The organism is Micromonospora sp. WMMD1274 (assembly GCF_049179035.1).
Classification (GTDB): domain Bacteria; phylum Actinomycetota; class Actinomycetes; order Mycobacteriales; family Micromonosporaceae; genus Micromonospora; species Micromonospora tulbaghiae.
Window position 1 is genome coordinate 6,690,522 of record NZ_JBMHMG010000001.1, and the last position, 19,504, is coordinate 6,710,025.

18 protein-coding genes are annotated in these 19,504 nt (G+C 73.2%); 11 read left to right on the forward strand and 7 right to left on the reverse strand.

Going from position 1 to position 19,504, the window contains the following annotated elements; translation table 11 throughout:
* Positions 1-107 precede the first annotated feature (107 nt).
* From ACN27D_RS31605 to ACN27D_RS31625, 5 genes are read right to left on the reverse strand one after another with little or no spacing between them, the layout of a single operon-like run.
* On the reverse strand, positions 108-2,912 hold the full coding sequence (locus ACN27D_RS31605) for a hypothetical protein (protein ID WP_421500741.1): 2,805 nt from the start codon (positions 2,910-2,912) through the stop codon (positions 108-110).
* Positions 2,909-4,021, reverse strand: coding sequence for an ATP-binding protein (locus ACN27D_RS31610; protein ID WP_120569954.1), 1,113 nt, complete (start codon positions 4,019-4,021; stop codon positions 2,909-2,911). The genes ACN27D_RS31605 and ACN27D_RS31610 overlap by 4 nt, the downstream gene beginning before the upstream one ends.
* 13 nt (positions 4,022-4,034) lie before the next feature.
* Complete coding sequence (locus ACN27D_RS31615; RefSeq protein WP_421500742.1) at positions 4,035-5,357, reverse strand: VWA domain-containing protein; 1,323 nt, start codon at positions 5,355-5,357, stop codon at positions 4,035-4,037.
* Positions 5,354-6,751, reverse strand: a complete 1,398-nt coding sequence (locus ACN27D_RS31620) for a hypothetical protein (RefSeq protein ID WP_421500743.1) — start codon at positions 6,749-6,751, stop codon at positions 5,354-5,356. The genes ACN27D_RS31615 and ACN27D_RS31620 overlap by 4 nt, the downstream gene beginning before the upstream one ends.
* Positions 6,751-7,221 carry a hypothetical protein gene (locus tag ACN27D_RS31625; RefSeq protein WP_199733130.1) on the reverse strand — a complete coding sequence of 157 codons (471 nt, stop codon included), beginning with the start codon at positions 7,219-7,221 and terminating at the stop codon, positions 6,751-6,753. Before ACN27D_RS31625 ends, ACN27D_RS31620 begins: the two co-directional genes overlap by 1 nt.
* Positions 7,222-7,479: 258 nt before the next feature.
* Here ACN27D_RS31625 and ACN27D_RS31630 point away from each other — a divergent pair, with 258 nt between their 5' ends.
* The 5 genes from ACN27D_RS31630 to ACN27D_RS31650 are packed head-to-tail and all read left to right on the forward strand — an operon-like array spanning position 7,480 to position 11,653.
* On the forward strand, positions 7,480-8,607 hold the full coding sequence (locus tag ACN27D_RS31630; RefSeq protein ID WP_421500744.1) for an FUSC family protein: 1,128 nt from the start codon (positions 7,480-7,482) through the stop codon (positions 8,605-8,607).
* A gap of 9 nt (positions 8,608-8,616) precedes the next feature.
* Entirely contained in the window at positions 8,617-9,726 is a 1,110-nt protein-coding gene (locus ACN27D_RS31635; protein ID WP_421500745.1) for a M24 family metallopeptidase, read from the forward strand.
* Complete coding sequence (locus tag ACN27D_RS31640) at positions 9,723-10,865, forward strand: acyl-CoA dehydrogenase family protein (RefSeq protein ID WP_121684164.1); 1,143 nt, start codon at positions 9,723-9,725, stop codon at positions 10,863-10,865. The genes ACN27D_RS31635 and ACN27D_RS31640 overlap by 4 nt, the downstream gene beginning before the upstream one ends.
* A 9-nt stretch (positions 10,866-10,874) precedes the next feature.
* Positions 10,875-11,090 (forward strand): DUF433 domain-containing protein, encoded by a 216-nt coding sequence (locus tag ACN27D_RS31645; protein WP_091426971.1) that lies wholly within the window; start codon positions 10,875-10,877, stop codon positions 11,088-11,090.
* Between the two features lie 59 nt (positions 11,091-11,149).
* The gene (locus ACN27D_RS31650) at positions 11,150-11,653 is read left to right on the forward strand and encodes an Lrp/AsnC family transcriptional regulator (RefSeq protein ID WP_120569948.1); all 504 of its coding nucleotides are present in this window, start codon (positions 11,150-11,152) and stop codon (positions 11,651-11,653) included.
* Here the strand turns inward: ACN27D_RS31650 and ACN27D_RS31655 are convergent.
* Positions 11,586-12,197, reverse strand: a complete 612-nt coding sequence (locus ACN27D_RS31655; RefSeq protein ID WP_357895339.1) for a histidine phosphatase family protein — start codon at positions 12,195-12,197, stop codon at positions 11,586-11,588. The two genes, ACN27D_RS31650 and ACN27D_RS31655, sit on opposite strands and share 68 nt — an antisense overlap.
* 160 nt (positions 12,198-12,357) lie before the next feature.
* Here ACN27D_RS31655 and ACN27D_RS31660 point away from each other — a divergent pair, with 160 nt between their 5' ends.
* Positions 12,358-12,552, forward strand: a complete 195-nt coding sequence (locus ACN27D_RS31660) for a CsbD family protein (protein ID WP_073829538.1) — start codon at positions 12,358-12,360, stop codon at positions 12,550-12,552.
* A gap of 58 nt (positions 12,553-12,610) precedes the next feature.
* On the opposite strand, the gene ACN27D_RS31665 is transcribed toward ACN27D_RS31660, so the two are convergent.
* Positions 12,611-14,017 (reverse strand): KamA family radical SAM protein, encoded by a 1,407-nt coding sequence (locus tag ACN27D_RS31665; protein ID WP_120569946.1) that lies wholly within the window; start codon positions 14,015-14,017, stop codon positions 12,611-12,613.
* A 143-nt stretch (positions 14,018-14,160) separates the two neighbouring features.
* On the opposite strand from ACN27D_RS31665, the gene ACN27D_RS31670 reads away from it, so the two are divergent.
* The 5 genes from ACN27D_RS31670 to ACN27D_RS31690 are packed head-to-tail and all read left to right on the forward strand — an operon-like array spanning position 14,161 to position 19,495.
* A complete protein-coding gene (locus ACN27D_RS31670; protein WP_121684162.1) occupies positions 14,161-15,222 on the forward strand; it encodes a zinc-binding alcohol dehydrogenase in 1,062 nt (353 codons plus the stop codon).
* Positions 15,223-15,226: 4 nt separating this feature from the next.
* Complete coding sequence (locus ACN27D_RS31675; protein WP_350816547.1) at positions 15,227-16,798, forward strand: amidohydrolase; 1,572 nt, start codon at positions 15,227-15,229, stop codon at positions 16,796-16,798.
* The gene (locus ACN27D_RS31680; protein WP_421500746.1) at positions 16,795-18,354 is read left to right on the forward strand and encodes a lysine 5,6-aminomutase subunit alpha; all 1,560 of its coding nucleotides are present in this window, start codon (positions 16,795-16,797) and stop codon (positions 18,352-18,354) included. Before ACN27D_RS31675 ends, ACN27D_RS31680 begins: the two co-directional genes overlap by 4 nt.
* The gene (locus tag ACN27D_RS31685) at positions 18,351-19,106 is read left to right on the forward strand and encodes an OAM dimerization domain-containing protein (protein ID WP_252452793.1); all 756 of its coding nucleotides are present in this window, start codon (positions 18,351-18,353) and stop codon (positions 19,104-19,106) included. The genes ACN27D_RS31680 and ACN27D_RS31685 overlap by 4 nt, the downstream gene beginning before the upstream one ends.
* Positions 19,103-19,495, forward strand: a complete 393-nt coding sequence (locus tag ACN27D_RS31690) for a hotdog domain-containing protein (RefSeq protein ID WP_120569941.1) — start codon at positions 19,103-19,105, stop codon at positions 19,493-19,495. The genes ACN27D_RS31685 and ACN27D_RS31690 overlap by 4 nt, the downstream gene beginning before the upstream one ends.
* Positions 19,496-19,504 lie beyond the last annotated feature (9 nt).

The following is a 19,504-nucleotide window of genomic DNA, read 5'->3' on the forward strand; positions in this document are numbered from 1 at the left end:
AGCGCTGACGCCACTGGGGAGACACGCACCGTTCAGCAGCGCCCGCTACGTCGCGGACCGCCGCCGCTCCGCTCCGGCAGCGCCACCACCACGTAGACCGACGCCGCTCAGTCCGCCAGCAGCACCGCCGCCGCGTGCGCCGTCGCCGGATGGGTGGCGACCAGCACCGACGCCGGCCCGCCCGGTGGAGTGCCGTCGTCGCCGTCCGGCTGCCACTCGCCGGCGCAGCCGAGCAGCGCGGCCACCGCGTCGACCGTCTCCGGGTGGGCCACCAGCAGACCGTGTACCGGACCCGTCGCCGCGGCCGGTGCGGGTGCGCTGGACGGGGCGGGCCGGGCGGCCCACGGTGGTGTCCAGGAGTCAAGTGCCGGCAGCGTGGCGGGGAACGTGCGTTCCGCCTCGCGGACCAGCAGCGGCACCAGCTCCGGGCCGTGCTCGCGCAGCGTGGTGATCAGCGTCGGCAGCCAGGGCAGCAGCACCGGGTCGGGCAGTCCGGCGAACGCGGCGGACATGGTCTCGACCACGAACGGCGCGAGCCCGGGCACCGGTTCGAGCGCGTGCACGAAGCCGGACAGGTACTGCGGGAACGCGGGCACCACGAGCGGGTTGGCGAGCATCTCGGCGCACTGTTCGCGCAGCCGCGCCAGCGGCAGCAGGCCGAGCTGGTGGCGGGCGGCCCAGAGCAGCGCCAGCTTGGCGGGCGCCTCCGGGTGGGCCTGCCCGACCGCCAGTTCGAGCTGGGAACGGTCGCAGCCCAGCGACAGCGCGAGGCTCTCCATGCTGAACAGGAAGCCGAGCATCGCGCCGACCTGCCGGACGCCGGTGGCCTCGTCGACGAACGCGGTGGGCAGCAGCGTGCAGTAGTGGGCGTACCCGGTGGTGACGAACGCCCGGCACCAGGCGGGCAGCGCCGGTGCGGTGGTGCGGTGGTGGGCGAGCAGCCGGCGGATGCGGCGCAGCACCTCCGGCGCGTCGTCCACAGTGCGTTCGGCGGCGAGCAGCTCCACCGCCCGCGCGCCGAGTTCGTCGACCAGTCGAGGGCTGTCCAGCAGCCGGATGGCGTCCTCCACGGCGGCGAGCGCGCGGGCGGCGGTGGCGTCGGGGCCGCGTACCGCCCGGCGCAGCCGTTGCTCCAGCACCTGCTCGACCGTGACGCCCTCGTATCCGAGCTCGATGAGCGCGCGCTGGTTGCGGCCGAGCGCGAGATCCCAGCTCTCCTGCTCGGAGCGGTGACCGAGGCGGCGCTCACCCATGATCGGGCGGACCGCGTCGGCGGGCAGCAGGTGCCGCAGCATCCACAGCAGGTCGGAGCAGGGCGCCAGCGCCGGGTCGGCGCGCAGGTCGAGCAGCGCCCGCTGGACGGTGCGCCGTTCCAGGTCGAGGCCGAGCGGGCGGAGCCGGCCGAGGACGTCGCGGGCCAGCGGCGGCAGTGAGTCGTAGCCGACCTGGCCGACGCGGTCGCCGCCGAGCAGGATCTCGCAGAGCCGGCGGACGTCGCGCCGGCCGGGTACCACGTCCTTCTCGATGCAGGTGACGGCGGCGTCGGCGAAGTCGTACGGCGTGGGCCGGGCGCGGTTGCGCAGGTTCGCCAGCAGGATCGACGTCTCGAACACGGCGATCGCGTCGGCGGTGCTGGCGAGGTAGCCGTTGCGGCGGGCCAGCCGGACGATGTCGACGCACCAGCCGCGCAGCTCGGCCTCGTCCAGTTCGTCGAGGACGGGCGGGGCGGCGAGGAACCCGCTGAGCCGGTCGGTGGCCGGGCCCGCCGGGACCGGTGCGGCGGCGCGGGAGCGGCGGCCCTTCTTCTCGGTACGCTGCCCGGCCAGCCGGTACGGAGTGAGCCGGGTGCGGCTGACCGCCGCCGTCCAGTTGGCGGCGGCGATGGACACGGTGCCCGGGGCCAGGCCGAACTGCGCCTCGATGGCCGAGTGGCTGGACGGGATGAGGCCGTAGCGCCAGCGGGTGCCGGTGCGCGGGCTGATCGGGAAGTCCGGGGCGGTGGAGTCGAGGCCGAACTGTTCGACCCGGCTGGCGGCGTGGAAGGCGCCGCAGACGTAGAGGCAGTCGGCCGGGTCGGCGCCGCTTTCGGCGAGGTGCTGCCGGATCCGGGTCCACATGTACCGTTCGCGGTCCTCGTCGCGTTCGTCGCGGGCGGACCGGGACGGGCGCAGCCGCCGGAACAGGCTGCCGATCAGCACCATGACCTGCCGGTAGGTGTCGTGGTCGGCGTCGGCGAGCGGCCGTTCGACGTACTGGTCCCACCATTCCGACCAGTGGCGCACCTTGCCGTGGTGCAGCAGGTGGGCCTCCAGCTCGGCGAACCGGGGGCGCAGGTCGCCGATCTCCACGCCGACCGCGTCGCCGTGCAGTCCCGCGTCCTCGTCCGAGGACGGAGAGTCGGAGCCCCGCTCCGGGCCGGTGTCGTCGCGGTGCGTCCATTGGAAGACGTGGTCGGTGGAGCGGTCCACGAGCACCAGCTCCACGCCGGGGGTGTCCAGGGCGTACGCGATCGCCTGGTATTCGGCGGACGCCTCGGTGACCGGCGCGACAACGCTCAGTGGGCTCCACTCGGCGGGGAAGCCGTCGAGTTCGGTGGCGAACGCCTGCACCGCGACCGGCAGGCGGCAGTTGCGCAGCTCGTCGAGCAGTGGTCGCAGGTCCTCGCACAGCTCCAGGTAGATCACCTTGGGTGGCCGGGCGCGCAGCCGCCGCGCCATGGCCAGCGCCGAGGCGGGGGAGTGGTGGCAGACCGGGAAGATCTCCAGCCGTTCGCGGAGCGCCCGGTCGACGTCGTCGACCATCCCGGCGAGGATGCCGGCGAGCGCGTCCGGGGAGCCGGCGAACGCGGCGGCTGCTTCGGTGAGCTGCTCGCGCAGCGGCCCGAACAGTCCGGTGGGTGCGGGCGCGGTCATGACAGCGACGCGATCGCCTGGCGGCCGCCGTCGAGGAAGCCCTCCCAGTCGCCACCGTCGGCCTTGGCGCGGGGTTCGACCACGCCGTGCAGGTACTTGTTGAGGATGGCCAGGTCCTCCGGGGCGCGGCGGGCCAGTGAGCCCATCAGCGAACCGGCGAGCGTCTGGGCGCGCAGGGTGCGGTCGCCGAAGAACTGGCTGTGCAGGATCGCGTCCTCCAGCACGCCGATCTGCTCGGCGGTGGACAGCGCCGACTCCAGCTTCTCGTCGTCGCTGGTGGCGGCGGACGCGGCGGCGCGCAGGTCGGCGAAGCTCTGGAGCAGGATGTCGAGCAGGGTGGGCGGCACGTCGAGTTCGATGCGGTGCCGGCGTAGGAGTTCCTCGGTGCGGAAGCGGACGATCTCGGCTTCGCTGCGCTTGTTGGTGACCACCGGGATGCGGACGAAGTTGAACCGCCGCTTCAGCGCGGAGGAGAGGTCGTTGACGCCCCGGTCGCGGCTGTTGGCGGTGGCGATGATCGAGAAGCCGGGCTTGGCGAAGACGATGTTGTCGTGGTCCAGCTCGGGGATGGAGACGTACTTCTCGGACAGGATCGAGATGAGCGCGTCCTGGACGTCGCTGGTGGAGCGGGTCAGTTCCTCGAACCGGCCGATCACGCCCTGCTCCATCGCGGTCATGATGGGGGAGGGGATCATCGAGTCGCGGGACTGGCCGCGGGCGATGACCATGGAGACGTTCCACGAGTACTTGATGTGGTCCTCGGTGGTGCCGGCGGTGCCCTGCACGACGAGCGTGGAGTTGCGGCAGATCGCGGCGGCGAGCAGCTCGGCGAGCCAGCTCTTGCCGGTGCCCGGGTCGCCGATGAGCAGCAGGCCGCGGTCGGAGGCGAGGGTGACGATGCTGCGTTCGACGAAGCTGCGGTCGCCGAACCACTTCTGCGGGATCTCCCGGTCGAGGCCGTCGGCGCGTTCGGAGCCGAGCACGAACAGGCGGACCATGCGGGGGCTCAGCCGCCAGGAGAACGGCTTCGGCCCGGTGTCGACCGATTCCAGGTAGGCCAGCTCGTCGGCGTACTTGACCTCGGCCGGGGCGCGGAGCATGTCGGACATCAGGGGTGCTCTCCTAGGTGAGGAAGTTCTTCAGCTCGACGACGAGCTTGCGGATGTGGCCGGAGATGACGGGGGTGCCGAGGTCGGAGAAGCGTTGCCGGAACCAGGGGTTGACGCTCTGGTTGCCGGAGCTGTTGACCGAGCCGACGGGGATGAACTTCACCCCGGAGCGGTGTACGGCCTCGATGCCGTCGAACAGCGGCTGGGATCTGTCGAACTCGTAGAAGTCGGAGATCCAGACCATGACCGTGTTGCGCGGCTCGACGATCTTGGGGCGGGCCAGGGCCATGGCGACCGGGCCGTCGTTGCCGCCGCCGAGGTTGGTGCGCAGCAGCACCTCGAACGGGTCGTGCACCCACGGGGTGAGGTCCAGCGCCCGGGTGTCGTACGCGATCAGGTGTACGTCCACCTTGGGCAGGCCGGCGAAGATCGAGGCGAGGATGGTGCAGTTGACCATCGAGTCGACCATCGAGCCGGACTGGTCGACCACCACGATCAGCCGCGACGGTGTGGTCCGCCGGGCGGTCTGCCGGTAGTAGAGCCGGTCGACGTAGAGGCGCTCGTCGTCCGGGCTCCAGTTGGTGAGGTTCTGCCAGATGGTGCGGTTCAGGTCGAGGTTGCGGTAGACCCGCTTCGGCGGGATCGACCTGTCGACGGCGCCGACCGTGGCCTGCGCGACCTGGGTGCGCAGCACCTCGGCGACCTGGTCGACGTAGCGGCGGATCAGCGACTTGGCGTTTGCGAGCGCCACTCCGGACAGGTTGGACTTGTCCCGCAGGAGCTGCTCGATCAGCGACATGCTCGGGGTCAGCCGGGCGGCCAGCGCCGGGTCGGCGAGCACCTCGCGCAACCGCATCCGGGCGACGAGGTCGCCTTCCAGCCCGGCGAGCGTGGCGCCCAGGCCGGTGCCCTCGCGGCGCAGCTCACCGGCCTGCGCGCCGCACGCCTGCTCGAACCAGCCGGCGTCGGCCTGCCAGCGGGCGAGCTGCCCGGCGCTGACCTCGCCGCCGCCGGTGGCGAAGACGTTGAGCAGCAGCTTGGACGCCAGCGCCGCGCGGCGTACCTCGGTCTCGGCCGGCTGGAACGGCCCGGCGGCGGCGGTGTCGTCGCCGGGGGTGAGCAGGCCGCGCAGCTCGCCGGCCAGCGCCGGGAAGCGCTGGACGACGGTGTCGACGGAGACGGCCGGGTCGAGCAGCGCGGCGGGCAGGCCGAGGTCGTCGACGACGGCGACGCTCGCCGACTCCAGCCCGGGTTGCTCGTCGGGGCTGAACAGGCGGGCGAGCAGCCGCCAGTAGAGCACCTGGCGGCGGTTGGCGTGGGTCCGGTCGTCGGTCATCGGCGCAGCAACCGTCCCGCTCGTTCGCGCAGCACGGCCACGGCGTCGCCCGCCTTGGCCTCGGCCTTCGCCGTCTTCGGGTCGGTGACGCCGCACGCCCAGTCGCCGTTGTGCGCCTCGACGGTCTGCTTCCTGACGGTGGCCCGGACCGCGAGGGGTTGCAGCAGCCAGCGGCCGTCGTCCCAGCGGAGCAGGCCCAGGCAGGCGGTCGAGGCGGCGACGAGCGCCGGGGTGAGCGGACCGGCGGCGGGCAGCCGGCCGGTGGCCAGGCGCAGGGGCCGGCCGTCGAGGTCGAGCGCCGGGGCACCGTCGTCGTCGCGGACGGTGTAGCCCTCGACCAGGACCGGTTCGGCGATCGCGGCGGGGTGGCGCAGCAGCGGCGCTGTCGCCGCGGCGGTGGCGCCGGCGAGCAGCACCCGGGCGGTGGCGAACGGGTCGGCCGGCTCGCCGAGCGTGGCCCGCTCCTCGGCCCAGCGCAGGTCCGCGCCGTGGGCGGTCAGGTCGGTGACGGTGACCGCCCGCCGTTGGGCCAGGGCGGTGAGCAGGATCGGGTACGCCTCCAGCAGCCGCCAGCCGGCCGGGCCGACGATGGTGGCGACCTTCGCCGCGACCACTGTGACCCGGACCAGCCGGGCGGTGCCGCCGCCGGCCGGTTCGAGCAGCGCGTGCACCTGTGCCTGGAACGCGGTGTCGTGCTCGTGCACGTCGACGCCGAGAGGTAGCAGCCGTCCGGAGACCGGCTCGCCGGGCGCGGTCTCGCCGTGCGCGCCGTGGCTGAGCAGGACGGCGCGGGTCCACAGGTCGGCCCACCGGCGGGCGGGCACCTGCGGCAGGGCCGCCACCGGCAGCGCGGCGCGCAGTTCGGCGGCGAGGCCGTCGAGCAGCACCGCGAGGCGGCGCAGTGCCGGTTCGGCGAGCGCGGCTTCGACCGGCGCGGCGGCGCCGGAGAGCAGCTCGTGGTCGGCGCCGCGCCAGCCGGCGAGCGCCAGCTCGTGCAGCCAGGCTCGTGCGCCGGCCAGGGCGGGGAGGGACGCGGCCGGGGCGGCGGGCGTGGCGGCCCACGGGGCGCGGGACCGGCCGAGCGCCGTGTCGAGGCGGTCGAGCAGGGCGTCGTGTGCGGCGCCGAGCAGCGCGGAGCGGGCCCCGGCGAGGGCGGCCAGGTGGTCCTCGGTGAGCGCGCCGGTGCGTACCGCGCCGGCCGCCTCGGTGACGCGGGCGGCCAGCGGGGTGCCGCCGACCGCGCCGGCCAGTGCGGCCCAGGCGGCGGCGCCCGGCTCGTCGAGGCGGGCCAGGCCGGCGGTGAGCGTGTCGTCGGCGCCGTCGACGACGGCGAGCGTCTCGGCCAGCGCGGGGATCGCCCCGTCGTGGAGCTGCGTGAGCTGCGCGGCGAGCATCAGCTCACCCCCGCGGTGGCCGGGAACCAGTGCAGCTCGGGCACCGCTGCCGTGTCGGCCGGGACCTCGAGGTAGGCCAGGTGGCGCAGGAAGCGACTGAACACCACGGCGGCCGGGCCCGGCTCGTGCCGCGCGTCGGTGCGAGCCAGCAGGGCGGTGCCGCCGGCGACGCCGTCGCCCACGTCGACGCGCAGGTAACGGGCGACCTGCTCGACGCCGTACTGGAGGACCGCCTCGTCGGCGAGCGCGTGCAGGTGCTTGCAGAGCATGCTGCCGCGCAGGCCGCCGCAGGGCCGGTTGTTGTTCGTGCTGCAGTTGACCGCGTGCGTGCCGGCGGTCACCGAGGAGACGTAGACCCGCTCCACGTCGGAGCCGCTGGACACCACCCCCTGCAACCGCCCGTCGGCCAGCTCCACGAAGGGCACCTTGGCCAGCTTGCGGGCCCGCGCGGGCGGCGCCACCCGCAGCACGCTGCGCCGTCGCCACGAGGCGTCCGTCGCCTCCGTCATCTTCCCGACCTCCCCGCCGGCCGCGCGCCGCCGGGCACGCCGGAACGCCGTCGCCGGCCGTGATCCGTGCCGCTGTGACGACAAGGATCATGGACCACGGGTACGACAGGACCGCCGTCGCGGGCGGCGCCGGGAATACCGCGCTGCCCGGCGGGTAGAGGAGGGCGTGGTCGAGCCCGAGCCGTCGTGCCCGTGGCGCCCGGGCGGGCGGGTGGTGCCGTGACCCCCGCGGCTCCGGCGGCGCGCCGCGAGGTCCGGGAGGCGTACGAGCGGCTGCGCCGGTACTTCATCGTGGCTCTCCAGGCCGGTCTGGCCGCCGGTCTGGCCTGGTACGTGGCCAGCACGCTGCTCGACAATCCGCAGCCGCTGTTCGCGCCGGCGGCGGCGGTGGGCACCATCGCCGCGGCGATCGGCAACCGGATCCGGCGGACCGCCGAACTGCTGGGCGGCGTGATCCTCGGAGTGCTGGTCGGCGACCTGCTCATCAAGCTGATCGGTGCGGGTCCGGTGCAGACCGGCCTGGTGGTCGCGCTGGCGATCTCGCTGGCGGTGGTGATCCGGGGCAGCGGCGCCGTGATGGTGCAGGCCGGCAGCACCGCGGTCCTGCTGGGCACGGTGGAGCCCAACGCGCCGGACCTGGCCGTGCCGCGTACGGCGAACGCACTGGTGGGTGGCGGGGTGGCGGTGGTGGTGGCGTTGCTGGTGCTGCCGCTGAATCCGGTCCGGGTGGTGCACCGCGCGGCCGGGCCCACGCTGGACCTGTTCGCCAAGGAGCTGACGGCGACGGCGAACGCGCTCGCCGTCCGGGACGCCGGGGAGGCCGAGGCGGCGCTGGGCCGGCTGGAGGCGGCCGAGGTCGAGCGGGAGCAGACCACCGAGATCGTCGCGGCGGCCCGGGAGGTGACGTCGCTGTCGCCGTGGCGGTGGCGGCGCCGGGCCCAGTTGCGCCGCTACGAGAACGCCGCAGCCCATCTGGAGCTGGCGTACACGAACAGCCGCAACATGGTCCGCCGGGTGGTGGCGTTGCTGGAGGCCGGGGAGCCGGTTCCGCCGGCCCTGCCGGCCGCGGTGGAGGCGTTCGGGCAGTCGCTGCGGCTGCTGCACCGTGACTTCCTGGCCGGGCGGACGCCGGACATCGCCCGTACCCGGGCGCGGGACGCCGCGCGGGAGGCCGGCCGGGCGCGTGCCGCCGGTCTCGGTTTCTCCGGCACGATCGTGGTCTCGCAGCTGTTCATCGTGGTCGGCGAGTTGCTGCGGGCGTCCGGCATGACCAAGATCGAGGCGGACCGGATGGCCGGCGTCTCCGAGCATCGACCGGACTCCCGCCCAGACCCAAACGACCGTTAAGCTTCGGCTGTGGGAATCGAGGAACTGTACCCCGCCGGGCGACTGATCGCGGCCCAGCGCGCCACCGCCGCGGCGGGCCTGGACGCGCTGCTGCTCACCCCGGGTTCCGACCTGCGCTACCTGACCGGCTACGACGCCCGCGAGGGGGAGCGGCTGACCTGCCTGGTCCTGCCCGCCGAGGGCGAGCCGACGCTGATCGTGCCGGTGCTGGAACGGCCGGACGCCGAGGCCGCGCCCGGCACCGGGTACCGGATCGTCGACCACGCCGACGGCACCGACCCGTGGCCTCTGGTGCGCGCGGCGCTCCCCGGCCCGGTCCGCGCCGTCGGGCTGGCCGACCGGATGTGGGCGCAGCAGGTCCTCGCGCTGCGCGACGCGCTGCCCGGCGCGGCCCAGCGGCTTTCCTCCGACGTGCTGCGGGAGATGCGGATCCGCAAGTCGCCGGCCGAGGTGGCGGCGCTGGCCGAGGCGGGCGCCGCGATCGACGCGGTGCACCTGCGGATGGGGGAGTGGCTGCGTCCCGGCCGTACCGAGCGGGAGGTCGCGGCCGACCTCGCCGCCGCGATCCGGGCCGCCGGGCACGCCGCTGTCGACTTCGTCATCGTCGCCGCCGGCCCGAACGGCGCGAGCCCGCACCACGGCACTTCGGACCGCCCGATTGGCGTGGGCGAGCCGGTGGTGGTCGACATCGGCGGCACCATGCCGTCGGGCTACCGGTCCGACTGCACCCGCACGTACGTCGCCGGCGGTCCCGCCCCGGCGGAGTTCGTGGACTACTACGCGGTGCTGTGGGAGGCGCAGCGCGCCGCCGTGGCCGCCGTCGCGCCGGGCGTGACCGCCGAGGCCCTCGACGCGGTCGCCCGCGACGTCATCGGCGCCGCCGGATTCGGCGACGCCTTCCTGCACCGCACCGGTCACGGCATCGGCCTCGACGGCCACGAGGAGCCGTACGTGGTGACGGGCAACCCCCGGCCGCTTCAGGCCGGCATGGCTTTCTCGGTCGAACCCGGGATCTACCTCGCCGGGCGGCACGGCGCCCGGATCGAGGACATCGTCGTCTGCACGACGGACGGCGGGCAACGGCTCAACACCACCCCCACGGAGCTCATCGCGCTATGAACGTCGACCGGATCCTGCCCACCGACGAGGCCCACGACCTGCTGGACCTCGCCACCGAACTCGCCGACCGGGAGCTGGCCCCGGCCGCCGCCGGTTTCGAGGCCCGCGCCGAGTTCCCCCGGGAGGTGCTGCGCACCCTGGGCCGGGCCGGCCTGCTCGGCCTGCCGTACCCGGAGGAGCACGGCGGGGCCGCCCAGCCGTACGAGGTGTACCTCCAGGTGCTGGAGATCCTCGCCAGCCGGTGGCTCGCCGTGGCCGAGGCGGTCAGCGTGCACACGCTGTCCTGCTACCCGGTGGCCCAGTTCGGCACCGACGAGCAGCGCAAACTCCTGCCGGACATGATCGGCGGGGAGCTGCTCGGGGCGTACTGCCTCTCCGAGCCGCAGGGTGGCTCGGACGCGGCGGCCCTGACCACGCGGGCGGTGCGCGACGGCGACGCGTACGTCGTCACCGGCACCAAGGCGTGGATCACGCACGCCCGGGTGGCCGACTTCTACAACATCTTCTGCCGCACCGGCGGTCCCGGCCCGAAGGGCATCTCCTGCCTGCTGGCCGACCGGTCCACGCCGGGCATCCACCCGCAGGCCGCCGAGCGCACCATGGGCCTGCACGCCTCGCCGATCGCGCAGATCGCCTTCGACGACGCCCGGGTGCCGGCGGACCGGCTGATCGGCGGCGAGGGCGCCGGGTTCACCATCGCGATGTCCGCGCTGGACTCCGGCCGCCTGGGCATCGCCGCGTGCGCTGTGGGCCTGGCCCAGGGCGCGCTGGACTACGCGGTCGGCTACGCCCGGGAGCGCCGCCAGTTCGGCCGGGCGATCATCGACTTCCAGGGGCTCGGGTTCAACCTGGCCGACGCCGCCACGCAGATCTCGGCCGCGCGGGCGCTCACGCTCGCCGCCGCGCGGCTGCGCGACGCCGGACGCCCGTACTCGATCGAGGCGGCCAAGGCGAAGCTGTTCGCCACGGACGTGGCGATGCGGGTGACCACCGACGCGGTGCAGGTGCTCGGCGGCGCCGGGTACGTCGCCGACCACCCGGTCGAGCGGTACATGCGCGAGGCCAAGGTGCTCCAGATCGTCGAGGGCACCAACCAGATCCAGCGGCTGGTCATCTCCCGCGCGCTGGCGAAGGGCTAGCCTGTCGCGGTGACCTTCCCCCGGATCACCGTGGACCCCGACGTCATGGGGGGTGCGCCCTGCGTACGGCAGTCGCGCATCCCCGTGGCCACCCTGCTGGCCATGATGGCCGAGGGCATGTCCGTCACGGACATCCTCACCGACCTGCCGTTCCTGGACGAGGAGGACATGGCGGAGGTGCTGAACTTCGCCGCGGACGCGGTGCGCGACCGGACGGCGCGCTGAGCGTCACCGCGGCGGGCCGGGTGCGGCGTGGGAGCGCTTTTCCGGCTAGGGTGCAGCGCGTGGAGGAGATCGACCGTGCCATCGTCGCCGCGCTGACCGGGGACGGTCGGCTGTCGTACACGGATCTGGCCGAGCGGGTGGGTCTGTCGGTGTCGGCCGTGCACCAGCGGGTCCGCCGGCTGGAGCAGCGCGGGGTGATCAAGGGGTACGCCGCGCGGGTGTCGTTCGAGGCGCTGGACCTGCCGCTGACCGCGTTCGTGGCGATCCGGCCGTTCGACCCGTCGCAGCCGGACGACGCGCCGGAGCGGCTGGCGCACCTGTCCGAGATCGACTCGTGCTACTCGGTGGCGGGGGAGGACTTCTATCTCCTGCTGGTGCGGGTGGCCGGTCCGGCCGACCTGGAACGGGTGCTCCAGGAGATCCGTACCGCCGCGAACGTCACCACGCGCACGACTGTGGTGCTGTCCACGCCGTACGAGAACCGGCCGCCGAAGATCAATGGCGAGCTGACCGGTCGGGGGCGTCCCCGCCCGTCGGCGGAGCCGGCAGGTTCCACCGCCTGACCACCCGCCGGCCGTGCTCGTGACCGAGCACGCTGAGCGTGGCGGTGTCCAGCCGCAGCAGCGCGCCGGCCGAGGGCGGCAGCCCGATCCAGCGCGCCCCGAGCACCCGCAGGCTGTGCCCGTGCCCGACGAGCGCGACGTCGCCGTCCTCCAGCAGCGGCGCGACCCGGTCCAGGACGCGGTCGAGGCGGGCGCCGACCTGCTCCGGTGACTCCCCGCCGGGCCCGCCGTCGGTCCAGATCGTCCAGCCGGGCCGTTCGGCCTGGATGTCGGCGGTGGTGCGGCCCTCGTACTCGCCGTAGTGCCACTCGGCCAGGTCGGGCTCGATCGCGTCCACGGTGAGCCCGGCCAGGGCGGCGGTGCGGGTGGCGCGCTGCCGGGGGCTGGACAGCACCCGCACGAAACGCCGGACGGCGAGCAGCGGGGCCAGCGCGCGGGCCTGCCGCTCGCCGTCGGCTGTCAGCTCCAGGTCGGTGTACGAGGTGTGCCGGTGGGCGGCGCTCCACGTGGTCTCGCCGTGCCGGATCAGCAGGATCTCGCTCACCGGCCCAGTCAACCATGGTCGGGCGGCGTCGGCCGGGCGTCGAACCTTCAACCTATTGTCCTAGGACGCATTACGCGATGTGCACCGGTCAACGGCGTTTCACCCGACAGTCACCGGGCACGCGACAAGGGCAAGGCGTAGCCGGACGAGGGAGGGCGACATGAGCTTCACCGACAAGGCGAAGAACAAGGCCCAGGAGATGAGCGGCATGGCCAAGGAGCGCATCGGAGACGTGACCGACAACGAACGGTTGCGGGCCGAGGGTGCCTCCGAGCAGAGCACGGCGCGCGCCCGGCAGGCCGGGGAGCACGCCAAGCAGGCGGGCCGCGACGTCAAGGACGCCTTCAACAAGTGAGTACGCGAACGGCGGGCCACCTCATCGCAGAGGTGGCCCGCCGTTCGGGTGTCCGGGGTCAGTCGTCGCGGTGGGCGAGCCACCAGGCCTGGCCGGCCTCGGGCAGCGTGTCGATCGGGTCGTAGTAGGCGTAGCGCTTGTTCAGCGCCTCCAGGTCGGCCGACTCGATCGAGGTGCGGTAGTTCTTCGTCCAGTAGGAGATGCCGCGCTCACGGTCGTAGTCGGTGAGCATGTGCACCCAGCGCTTGCCGACGAACGGCACGTCGCAGACGATCCGCGGGGTGGCGTAGCCGGGCAGGTAGCCCATGATGTCGTGCTGGAGCTGCTGGGCGTGCCAGACCGGAACGCGCCAGTGCTCGGCGTTGGGGATCATGTCGCACATGTAGAAGTAGTACGGCAGGATGCCCGCCTCGCCCTGGAGCGCGAAGCAGAGGTCGAGCAGGTCGGCGCTGGTGGCGTTGACGCCGCGCATGAGCACGCCCTGGTTGCGGACGTCGCGTACGCCGACGTCGAGCGCGGTCTGGGCGGCCTTGGCGACCAGCGGGGTCAGCGACTGGGCGTGGTTGACGTGGGTGTGGATGGCCAGGTTGACGCCGCGGCGGGCGGCGGTGCGGGCGACCCGTTCGAGACCCTCGACCACGTCGGGCTGGAGCCAGTGCTGGGGCAGGCCCATGAGCGCCTTGGTGGCGAGCCGGATGTCGCGGATCGTCTCGATCTCCAGCAGGCGCATCAGGTACGACTCGAGGTTGCGCCACGGCACGTTGGCGACGTCGCCGCCGGAGACGACCACGTCGCGTACGCCGGGGTGGGCCTTGAGGTACGTGATGTGGGCGTCGTAGCGGTCGACCGGCTTGAGGGTGAGCTTGAGCTTGTCGACGGCGGGGGTGGAGTTGCCGACGAGGTCCATTCGGGTGCAGTGGCCGCAGTACTGCGGGCAGGTGGAGAGCAGCTCGGCGAGGACCTTGGTGGGGTAGCGGTGGGTGAGGCCCTCGGCGACCCACATGTCGTGTTCGTGGAGGCTGTCGCGGCTGGCGTACGGGTGGGACGGCCAGTCGGTGCGCCGGTCGGAGGCGACCGGGATCATGTAGCGGCGGATCGGGTCGGCGAGCAGCGCCTCGGTGCTCATCGTCTGATGCGGCACCATGGTGTTGAGCATCTGCGGCGGCACCAGCATGGACATGGTGGCCAGGGCCTTCTGGTCGGCCTCCAGGTCGGCGTAGAAGGTCTCGTCGACGGTGTCGCCGAGGACGGCGCGCAGCTGCTTGATGTTCTTGACGCAGTTGACCCGCTGCCACTGGGCGCTCTCCCACTGGTCGCGGGTGATGTGGCGCCAGCCGGGGAAGCGGGTCCAGTCGGGTTCGACGAGGGGCGCGCGGCGGTATTCGTAGGGCTGTCCGGCGGCCGGGACGGTGGCCGGCGCGTGGCGGGGCGTCGGGATGGTCTCCACCGGTTGGGTCTGGGTCACGGCCCCTCCTCGTCAGTGTGCGGGTTGATCAACGGTTGCGAAGGCTACTGGAAAATCTGCGGTGAAGAAATTAGTCTGCCGTAAGTTTTCCCGCGACGCGACCCCTGGCCGGGGGTTCGGGCGGCTGGACATAGGGGGTCGGCGTGACGTCACCGGTGGGTCTGCACCGAGTCGTGGAACCGGCGGGGGTGCTCCCGCAGGCGGCCTGGCGGTTGGACCCGGACCCGCGGATCGCGGCGAACGAGGTGCGGATCCGGGTCGAGCGGCTGAACCTGGACGCGGCGAGTTTCCGGCAGCTGGCGGAGAAGCACGGCGGCGACGGGGAGAAGGTCCGCGCCGAGGTGCTGGAGATCGTGTCGACCCGGGGGAAGATGCAGAACCCGGTGACCGGTTCGGGCGGCATGCTGATCGGCACCGTCGAGGAGGCGGGCCGCCGGTCGCCGCTGGGGCTGAAGGCGGGTGACCGGGTGGCGACGCTCGTGTCGCTGACGCTGACGCCGCTGACGATCCTCGACGGGCTGGCCCGCTGGGACGGGCGCAGCGAGCAGGTGCCGTGCGACGGGTACGCGATCCTGTTCGCCCGGTCGATCGCGGCGGTGCTGCCGCCGGACCTGCACCCCGAGTTGTCCCTGGCGGTGCTGGACGTGTGCGGGGCGCCGGCGTTGACGGCGCGGGTGGTGGCCGAGCAGGTGGCGCGGCGCTCGCGTGAGGGTGATCCGCGTCCGGTGTCGGTGGCGGTGATCGGCGGGGCCGGCAAGAGCGGGTCGTTGTCGCTCGCGGCGGCGCGGCGGGCGGGCGCCGCCCGTACCGTCGGGGTGGTTCCGGTGGCGTCGGAGCGGGACGCGCTGACGGCGGCCGGGCTGGCCGACGTGGTGGCGCTGGCCGACGCGCGGGATCCGGTGGGCTTGTCGACGGCGGTGACGACGGCGCTGGGTGTGCCGGCGGACGTGACAGTGGTGTGCGTGGACGTGCCGGGGTGTGAGCACGGCGCGGTGCTGGCCACGGCGGACGGCGGTACGGTGATCTTCTTCTCGATGGCGACGAGCTTCGCGGCGGCGGCGCTGGGCGCGGAGGGCCTGGCGGCGGACGTGACGATGCTGGTGGGCAACGGGTACGTGCCGGGGCACGCGGCGCTGGCGTTGGATCTGTTGCGGGCCGAGCCGGGGGTGCGCGGTCTGTTCGAGGCGCGTCTGGCGGCAGACTGAGGCCATGACGAACCCCTCGACGCTGTATCGCGGTGGAGTGCTGCACTGTCCGGCGGACCCGAGCGCGACGGCGCTGCTGGTGCGGGACGGGCGGATCGCCTGGTTGGGTACTGATGCGGACGCGCCGCGGGCGGACCGGGTGGTGGAGCTGGGCGGTGCGCTGGTGACGCCGGCGTTCGTGGACGCGCACGTGCACGCGACGGATACCGGGTTGGCGTTGTCGGGGCTGGATCTGTCGGCGGTGCGGTCGGCGGGTGGGCTGCTGGAGGCGGTGTCGGCGTTCGCGGCGGGCCTGCCGGGTGACGCGGTGGTGCTGGGGCACGGCTGGGACGAGTCGGGCTGGGCGGATCGGGCGTTGCCGGACGCGGCGGCGCTGGATCGGGCGGCCGGTGGGCGGCGGGTGTATCTGTCGCAGGCGTCGATCCATTCGGCGCTGGTGTCGGCGGCGTTGCTGGCGGCGTGCCCGGAGGTGGTGTCGGCGGCCGGGTACGAGGCGTCGGGGTGGTTGCGGCGCGACGCGCATCATGTGGTGCGGGCGGCGGCGTTCGCGTCGGTGTCGCGGGCGCAGCGGGTGGCGGCGCAGCGGCGGGCGCTGGAGCACGCGGCGTCGCTGGGTGTCGCGGCGGTGCACGAGTGCGGTGGTCCGGACATCTCCGACGAGGAGGACTTCACCGGGCTGCTGGCGATCTCGGGGGCCGGGGTGCCGGAGGTGTACGGGTACTGGGGTGAGCTGCTGGGTGCGGCGAAGGCCCGGGAGCTGGGTGCGGTGGGCGCGGGTGGTGACCTGTTCGCGGACGGGGCGCTGGGGTCGCGGACGGCCCACGTGTCGGCGGCGTACCTGGACGGTGAGGCGGGGGCGTGCGGGCACGGGTACGTGTCGGCGGAGCAGGTGCGTGATCATCTGCTGGACTGCGCGGCGCACGGGTTGCAGGGCGGGTTCCACGCGATCGGGGACGCGGCGATCGGGACGGTGCTGGAGGGCTTTGGTCTGGCGGCGCGGTCGCTGGGTGTGGACCGGTTGCGGGCGGCCCGGCACCGGGTGGAGCACGCGGAGATCATGAGCAAGGCGCTGATCGCCGGGTTCGTGGAGTACGGGATCGTGGCGTCGATGCAGCCGGCGTTCGACCGGTTGTGGGGTGGCGCGGGCCGGATGTACGAGTCGCGGCTGGGGTTGGCCCGGTCGTTGGAGTCGAATCCGATGGGTGCGATGCACGGGGTCGGTGTGGCGTTGGCGTTCGGGTCGGATTCGCCGGTGACCCCGTTGGATCCGTGGGGGTCGGTGCGGGCGGCGGCGGCGCACCACAACCCGGCGCAGCGGATGAGTGTGCGGGCGGCGTTCGCCGCGCACACCCGCGGCGGGTGGCGGGCGGTGCATCTGGACAACGAGGGTGTGCTGGCGTTGGGGGCGCCGGCGACGTTCGCGGTGTGGGACACCCCGGCGGGTGTGGAGCGGGGGCTGCCGGTGGTGCTGGCCGAGGATCCGGAGTTGCGGGGGGCGGACGATCCGACGCCGCTGCCGGTGTGCCGGGCCACCGTGTTGCGCGGTGACGTGATCTATGAGGAAGGGTCTTCGTGACAGGGAAGCTTGGGCTGGATCCGGCGCTGGTGGCGCGGGCGCGGGAGTTGGCGCGCCGGGCCGGGCAGCCGGTGGTGGATCTGGCGCGCAGCCACACCACGGTGTCGGTGGAGCGGGCGGTGCTGCGGCTGGCCGGGGTGACCGGCGCGGACCCGGACGGTATTCCGTGGGTGAACCGGCTCGTGGACGCGGTGGTCGCGGACGTGGGTCTGGGGCACGGGGTGGCGGCGCCGGTGTTCGACGCGCTGGCGCGTGAGGGCATCGCGGATGTGACGTTGCTGGCGCAGAAGGCGGCGGCCGGGTCGGTGCGGTTCGCGCAGCCGTCGGGGAAGGCGGCGACGGCTGCGCGGCGGGCGTCGCGTAAGGCGGTGGCGGCGGGGATCCGCGGCATCGATCGGCGGCGCGCGGAGCGGGATCGGCTGGTGAAGCGGTTCGGGGATCCGGAGCGGCGGCCGTGGATCTACCTGATCGTGGCGACGGGTGACATCTACGAGGACATTCCGCAGGCGCAGGCGGCGGCGCGGGCCGGCGCGGACGTGATCGCGGTGATCCGGTCGACGGGGCAGTCGCTGCTGGACTACGTGCCGGAGGGGGCGACCCGGGAGGGGTTCGCGGGCACGTACGCGACGCAGGAGAACTTCCGGCTGATGCGGGCGGCGCTGGACGAGACGTCGCGGGAGCTGGGCCGGTACGTGCGGCTGACGAACTACGCGTCGGGTCTGTGCATGCCGGAGATGGCGACGTTGGCCGGCCTGGAGCGGCTGGACATGATGCTCAACGACTCGATGTACGGGATCCTGTTCCGCGACATCAACCCGATCCGTACGTTCGTGGACCAGCGGTTCTCGCGTCAGGTGCACGCGCGGGCGGGGATCATCATCAACACCGGTGAGGACAACTACCTGACCACCGCTGACGCGGTGGACGAGGCGCACACGGTGACGGTGTCGCAGCTGCTCAACGAGTTCTTCGCGCACGAGGCGGGGCTGGCGGACTGGCAGCTGGGGCTGGGGCACGCGTTCGAGATCAACCCGGATGTGCCGGAGTCGTTGCGGTTGGAGCTGGCGCACGCGTTGCTGGCGCGGGAGTTGTTCCCGGACGCGCCGTTGAAGTGGATGCCGCCGACGAAGCACATGACCGGTGACGTGTTCCGGGGAAACCTGCTGGACGGGTTCTTCAACCTGGTGGGCACGATGACCGGGCAGGGGATCCTGCTGGTGGGGATGATGACCGAGGCGGTGGTGACGCCGTGGCTGTCGGACCGGGACATCGCCCTGCAGAACGTGCGGTACGTGCTGGGTGCGGCGGGCGGGTTGCACGAGGACTTCGTGCCGGCGCCGGGCGGGTTCATCCAGCAGCGGGCGCACCGGGTGCTCGGTGAGGCGGTGGATCTGCTGGAGCGTATCGGGGACCAGTCGTTGCTGACGGCGATCGCCGAGGGCACGTTCGGGATCATGAAGCGGCCGGCGGACCGGGGCAAGGGCCTGTCCGGGGTGGCGCGGCACGAGGCGGACTACTACAACCCGGCCACGGAGATCCTGGAGCAACCCTCATGAGTGAGAAGACGGTCGTGCGGCCGTACGGGGACACCACCGGTGACGGCATGGTGCAGGTGTCGTTCACGTTGCCGGTGCCGCACGACAAGCGGGCCGAGGGCGCGGCGGTGCAGCTGGCAAACAAGATGGGCATGGACCCGGCGATGCTGGTGCACGCCAAGCCGATCGGTGACGGGTTCACGTTCTTCGTGGTGTACGGGCGGGTGAACCACCTGGTGGACCTGGCGAAGGTGCAGGTGGTGGAGCGTGACTATCCGCTGCTGTCGGCCAAGGAGGTCAACGCGGTGGTGAAGCGGCAGCTGCGCCGCAAGCTGTCGGTGGTGGGCGCGTGCATCGGCACGGACGCGCACACCGTCGGCATCGACGCGATCCTCAACGTCAAGGGCATCGCCGGTGAGAAGGGCCTGGAGTACTACCGGGAGCTGAAGGTCACGAACCTGGGCGCGCAGGTCAGTGTGCCGGAGCTGGTCGAGGCGGCCCGGCGGGAACGCGCCGACGCGGTGCTGGTGTCGCAGGTGGTGACGCAGCGCGACGCGCACCTGCACAACACGCGGGAGATGTCCGCGGCGTTCCGGGAGGCGATGCCGGCCGGGCGCCGGCCGCTGCTGATCGTCGGCGGGCCGCGGTTCGACGAGACGATGACCGGCGAACTGGGCGTGGACCGGATCTTCGGCCGTGGCACCACTCCGGGTGAGGTCGCCAGTTACCTCGTCCACGCTTTGATCACCTCCAGGAAGGCGAACACCCCATGAGCGATCCGCGTGTCGGTCTCACAGTCGTCCACCGCCGGTACGTGCCGTACTCCCACGCCCACTACGCGGGCAACCTGGTCGACGGGGCGTACGCGCTGGGGTTGTTCGGTGACGTGGCCACCGAGGTGTGCATCCGCACCGACGGCGACGAGGGGTTGTTCGCCTCGTACGCCGATGTGCAGTTCCGGGCGCCGATGAAGGCCGGTGACGTGCTGGAGGTGACCGCGACGGTGACCCGGGTGGGCACCCGCAGCCGCACCATCGACTTCGCCGCCACTGTGGTGTGCCGGGGCCGTCCGGACAAGGGCGAGTCGGCCGCCGAGGTGCTCGACGAGCCGATCGTGGCGGTCACCGCGACCGGCACTGTGGTCGTACCACCGTCCCCGTGAGCGAGCCGA

Coding starts and splice junctions, on each gene's coding strand:
- ACN27D_RS31605 (WP_421500741.1), bottom strand. CDS start 2,912: ATGACCGCGCCCGCACCCACCGGACTGTTCGGGCCGCTGCGCGAGCAG.
- ACN27D_RS31610 (WP_120569954.1), bottom strand. CDS start 4,021: ATGTCCGACATGCTCCGCGCCCCGGCCGAGGTCAAGTACGCCGACGAG.
- ACN27D_RS31615 (WP_421500742.1), bottom strand. CDS start 5,357: ATGACCGACGACCGGACCCACGCCAACCGCCGCCAGGTGCTCTACTGG.
- ACN27D_RS31620 (WP_421500743.1), bottom strand. CDS start 6,751: ATGCTCGCCGCGCAGCTCACGCAGCTCCACGACGGGGCGATCCCCGCG.
- ACN27D_RS31640 (WP_121684164.1), top strand. CDS start 9,723: ATGAACGTCGACCGGATCCTGCCCACCGACGAGGCCCACGACCTGCTG.
- ACN27D_RS31660 (WP_073829538.1), top strand. CDS start 12,358: ATGAGCTTCACCGACAAGGCGAAGAACAAGGCCCAGGAGATGAGCGGC.
- ACN27D_RS31675 (WP_350816547.1), top strand. CDS start 15,227: ATGACGAACCCCTCGACGCTGTATCGCGGTGGAGTGCTGCACTGTCCG.
- ACN27D_RS31685 (WP_252452793.1), top strand. CDS start 18,351: ATGAGTGAGAAGACGGTCGTGCGGCCGTACGGGGACACCACCGGTGAC.
- ACN27D_RS31690 (WP_120569941.1), top strand. CDS start 19,103: ATGAGCGATCCGCGTGTCGGTCTCACAGTCGTCCACCGCCGGTACGTG.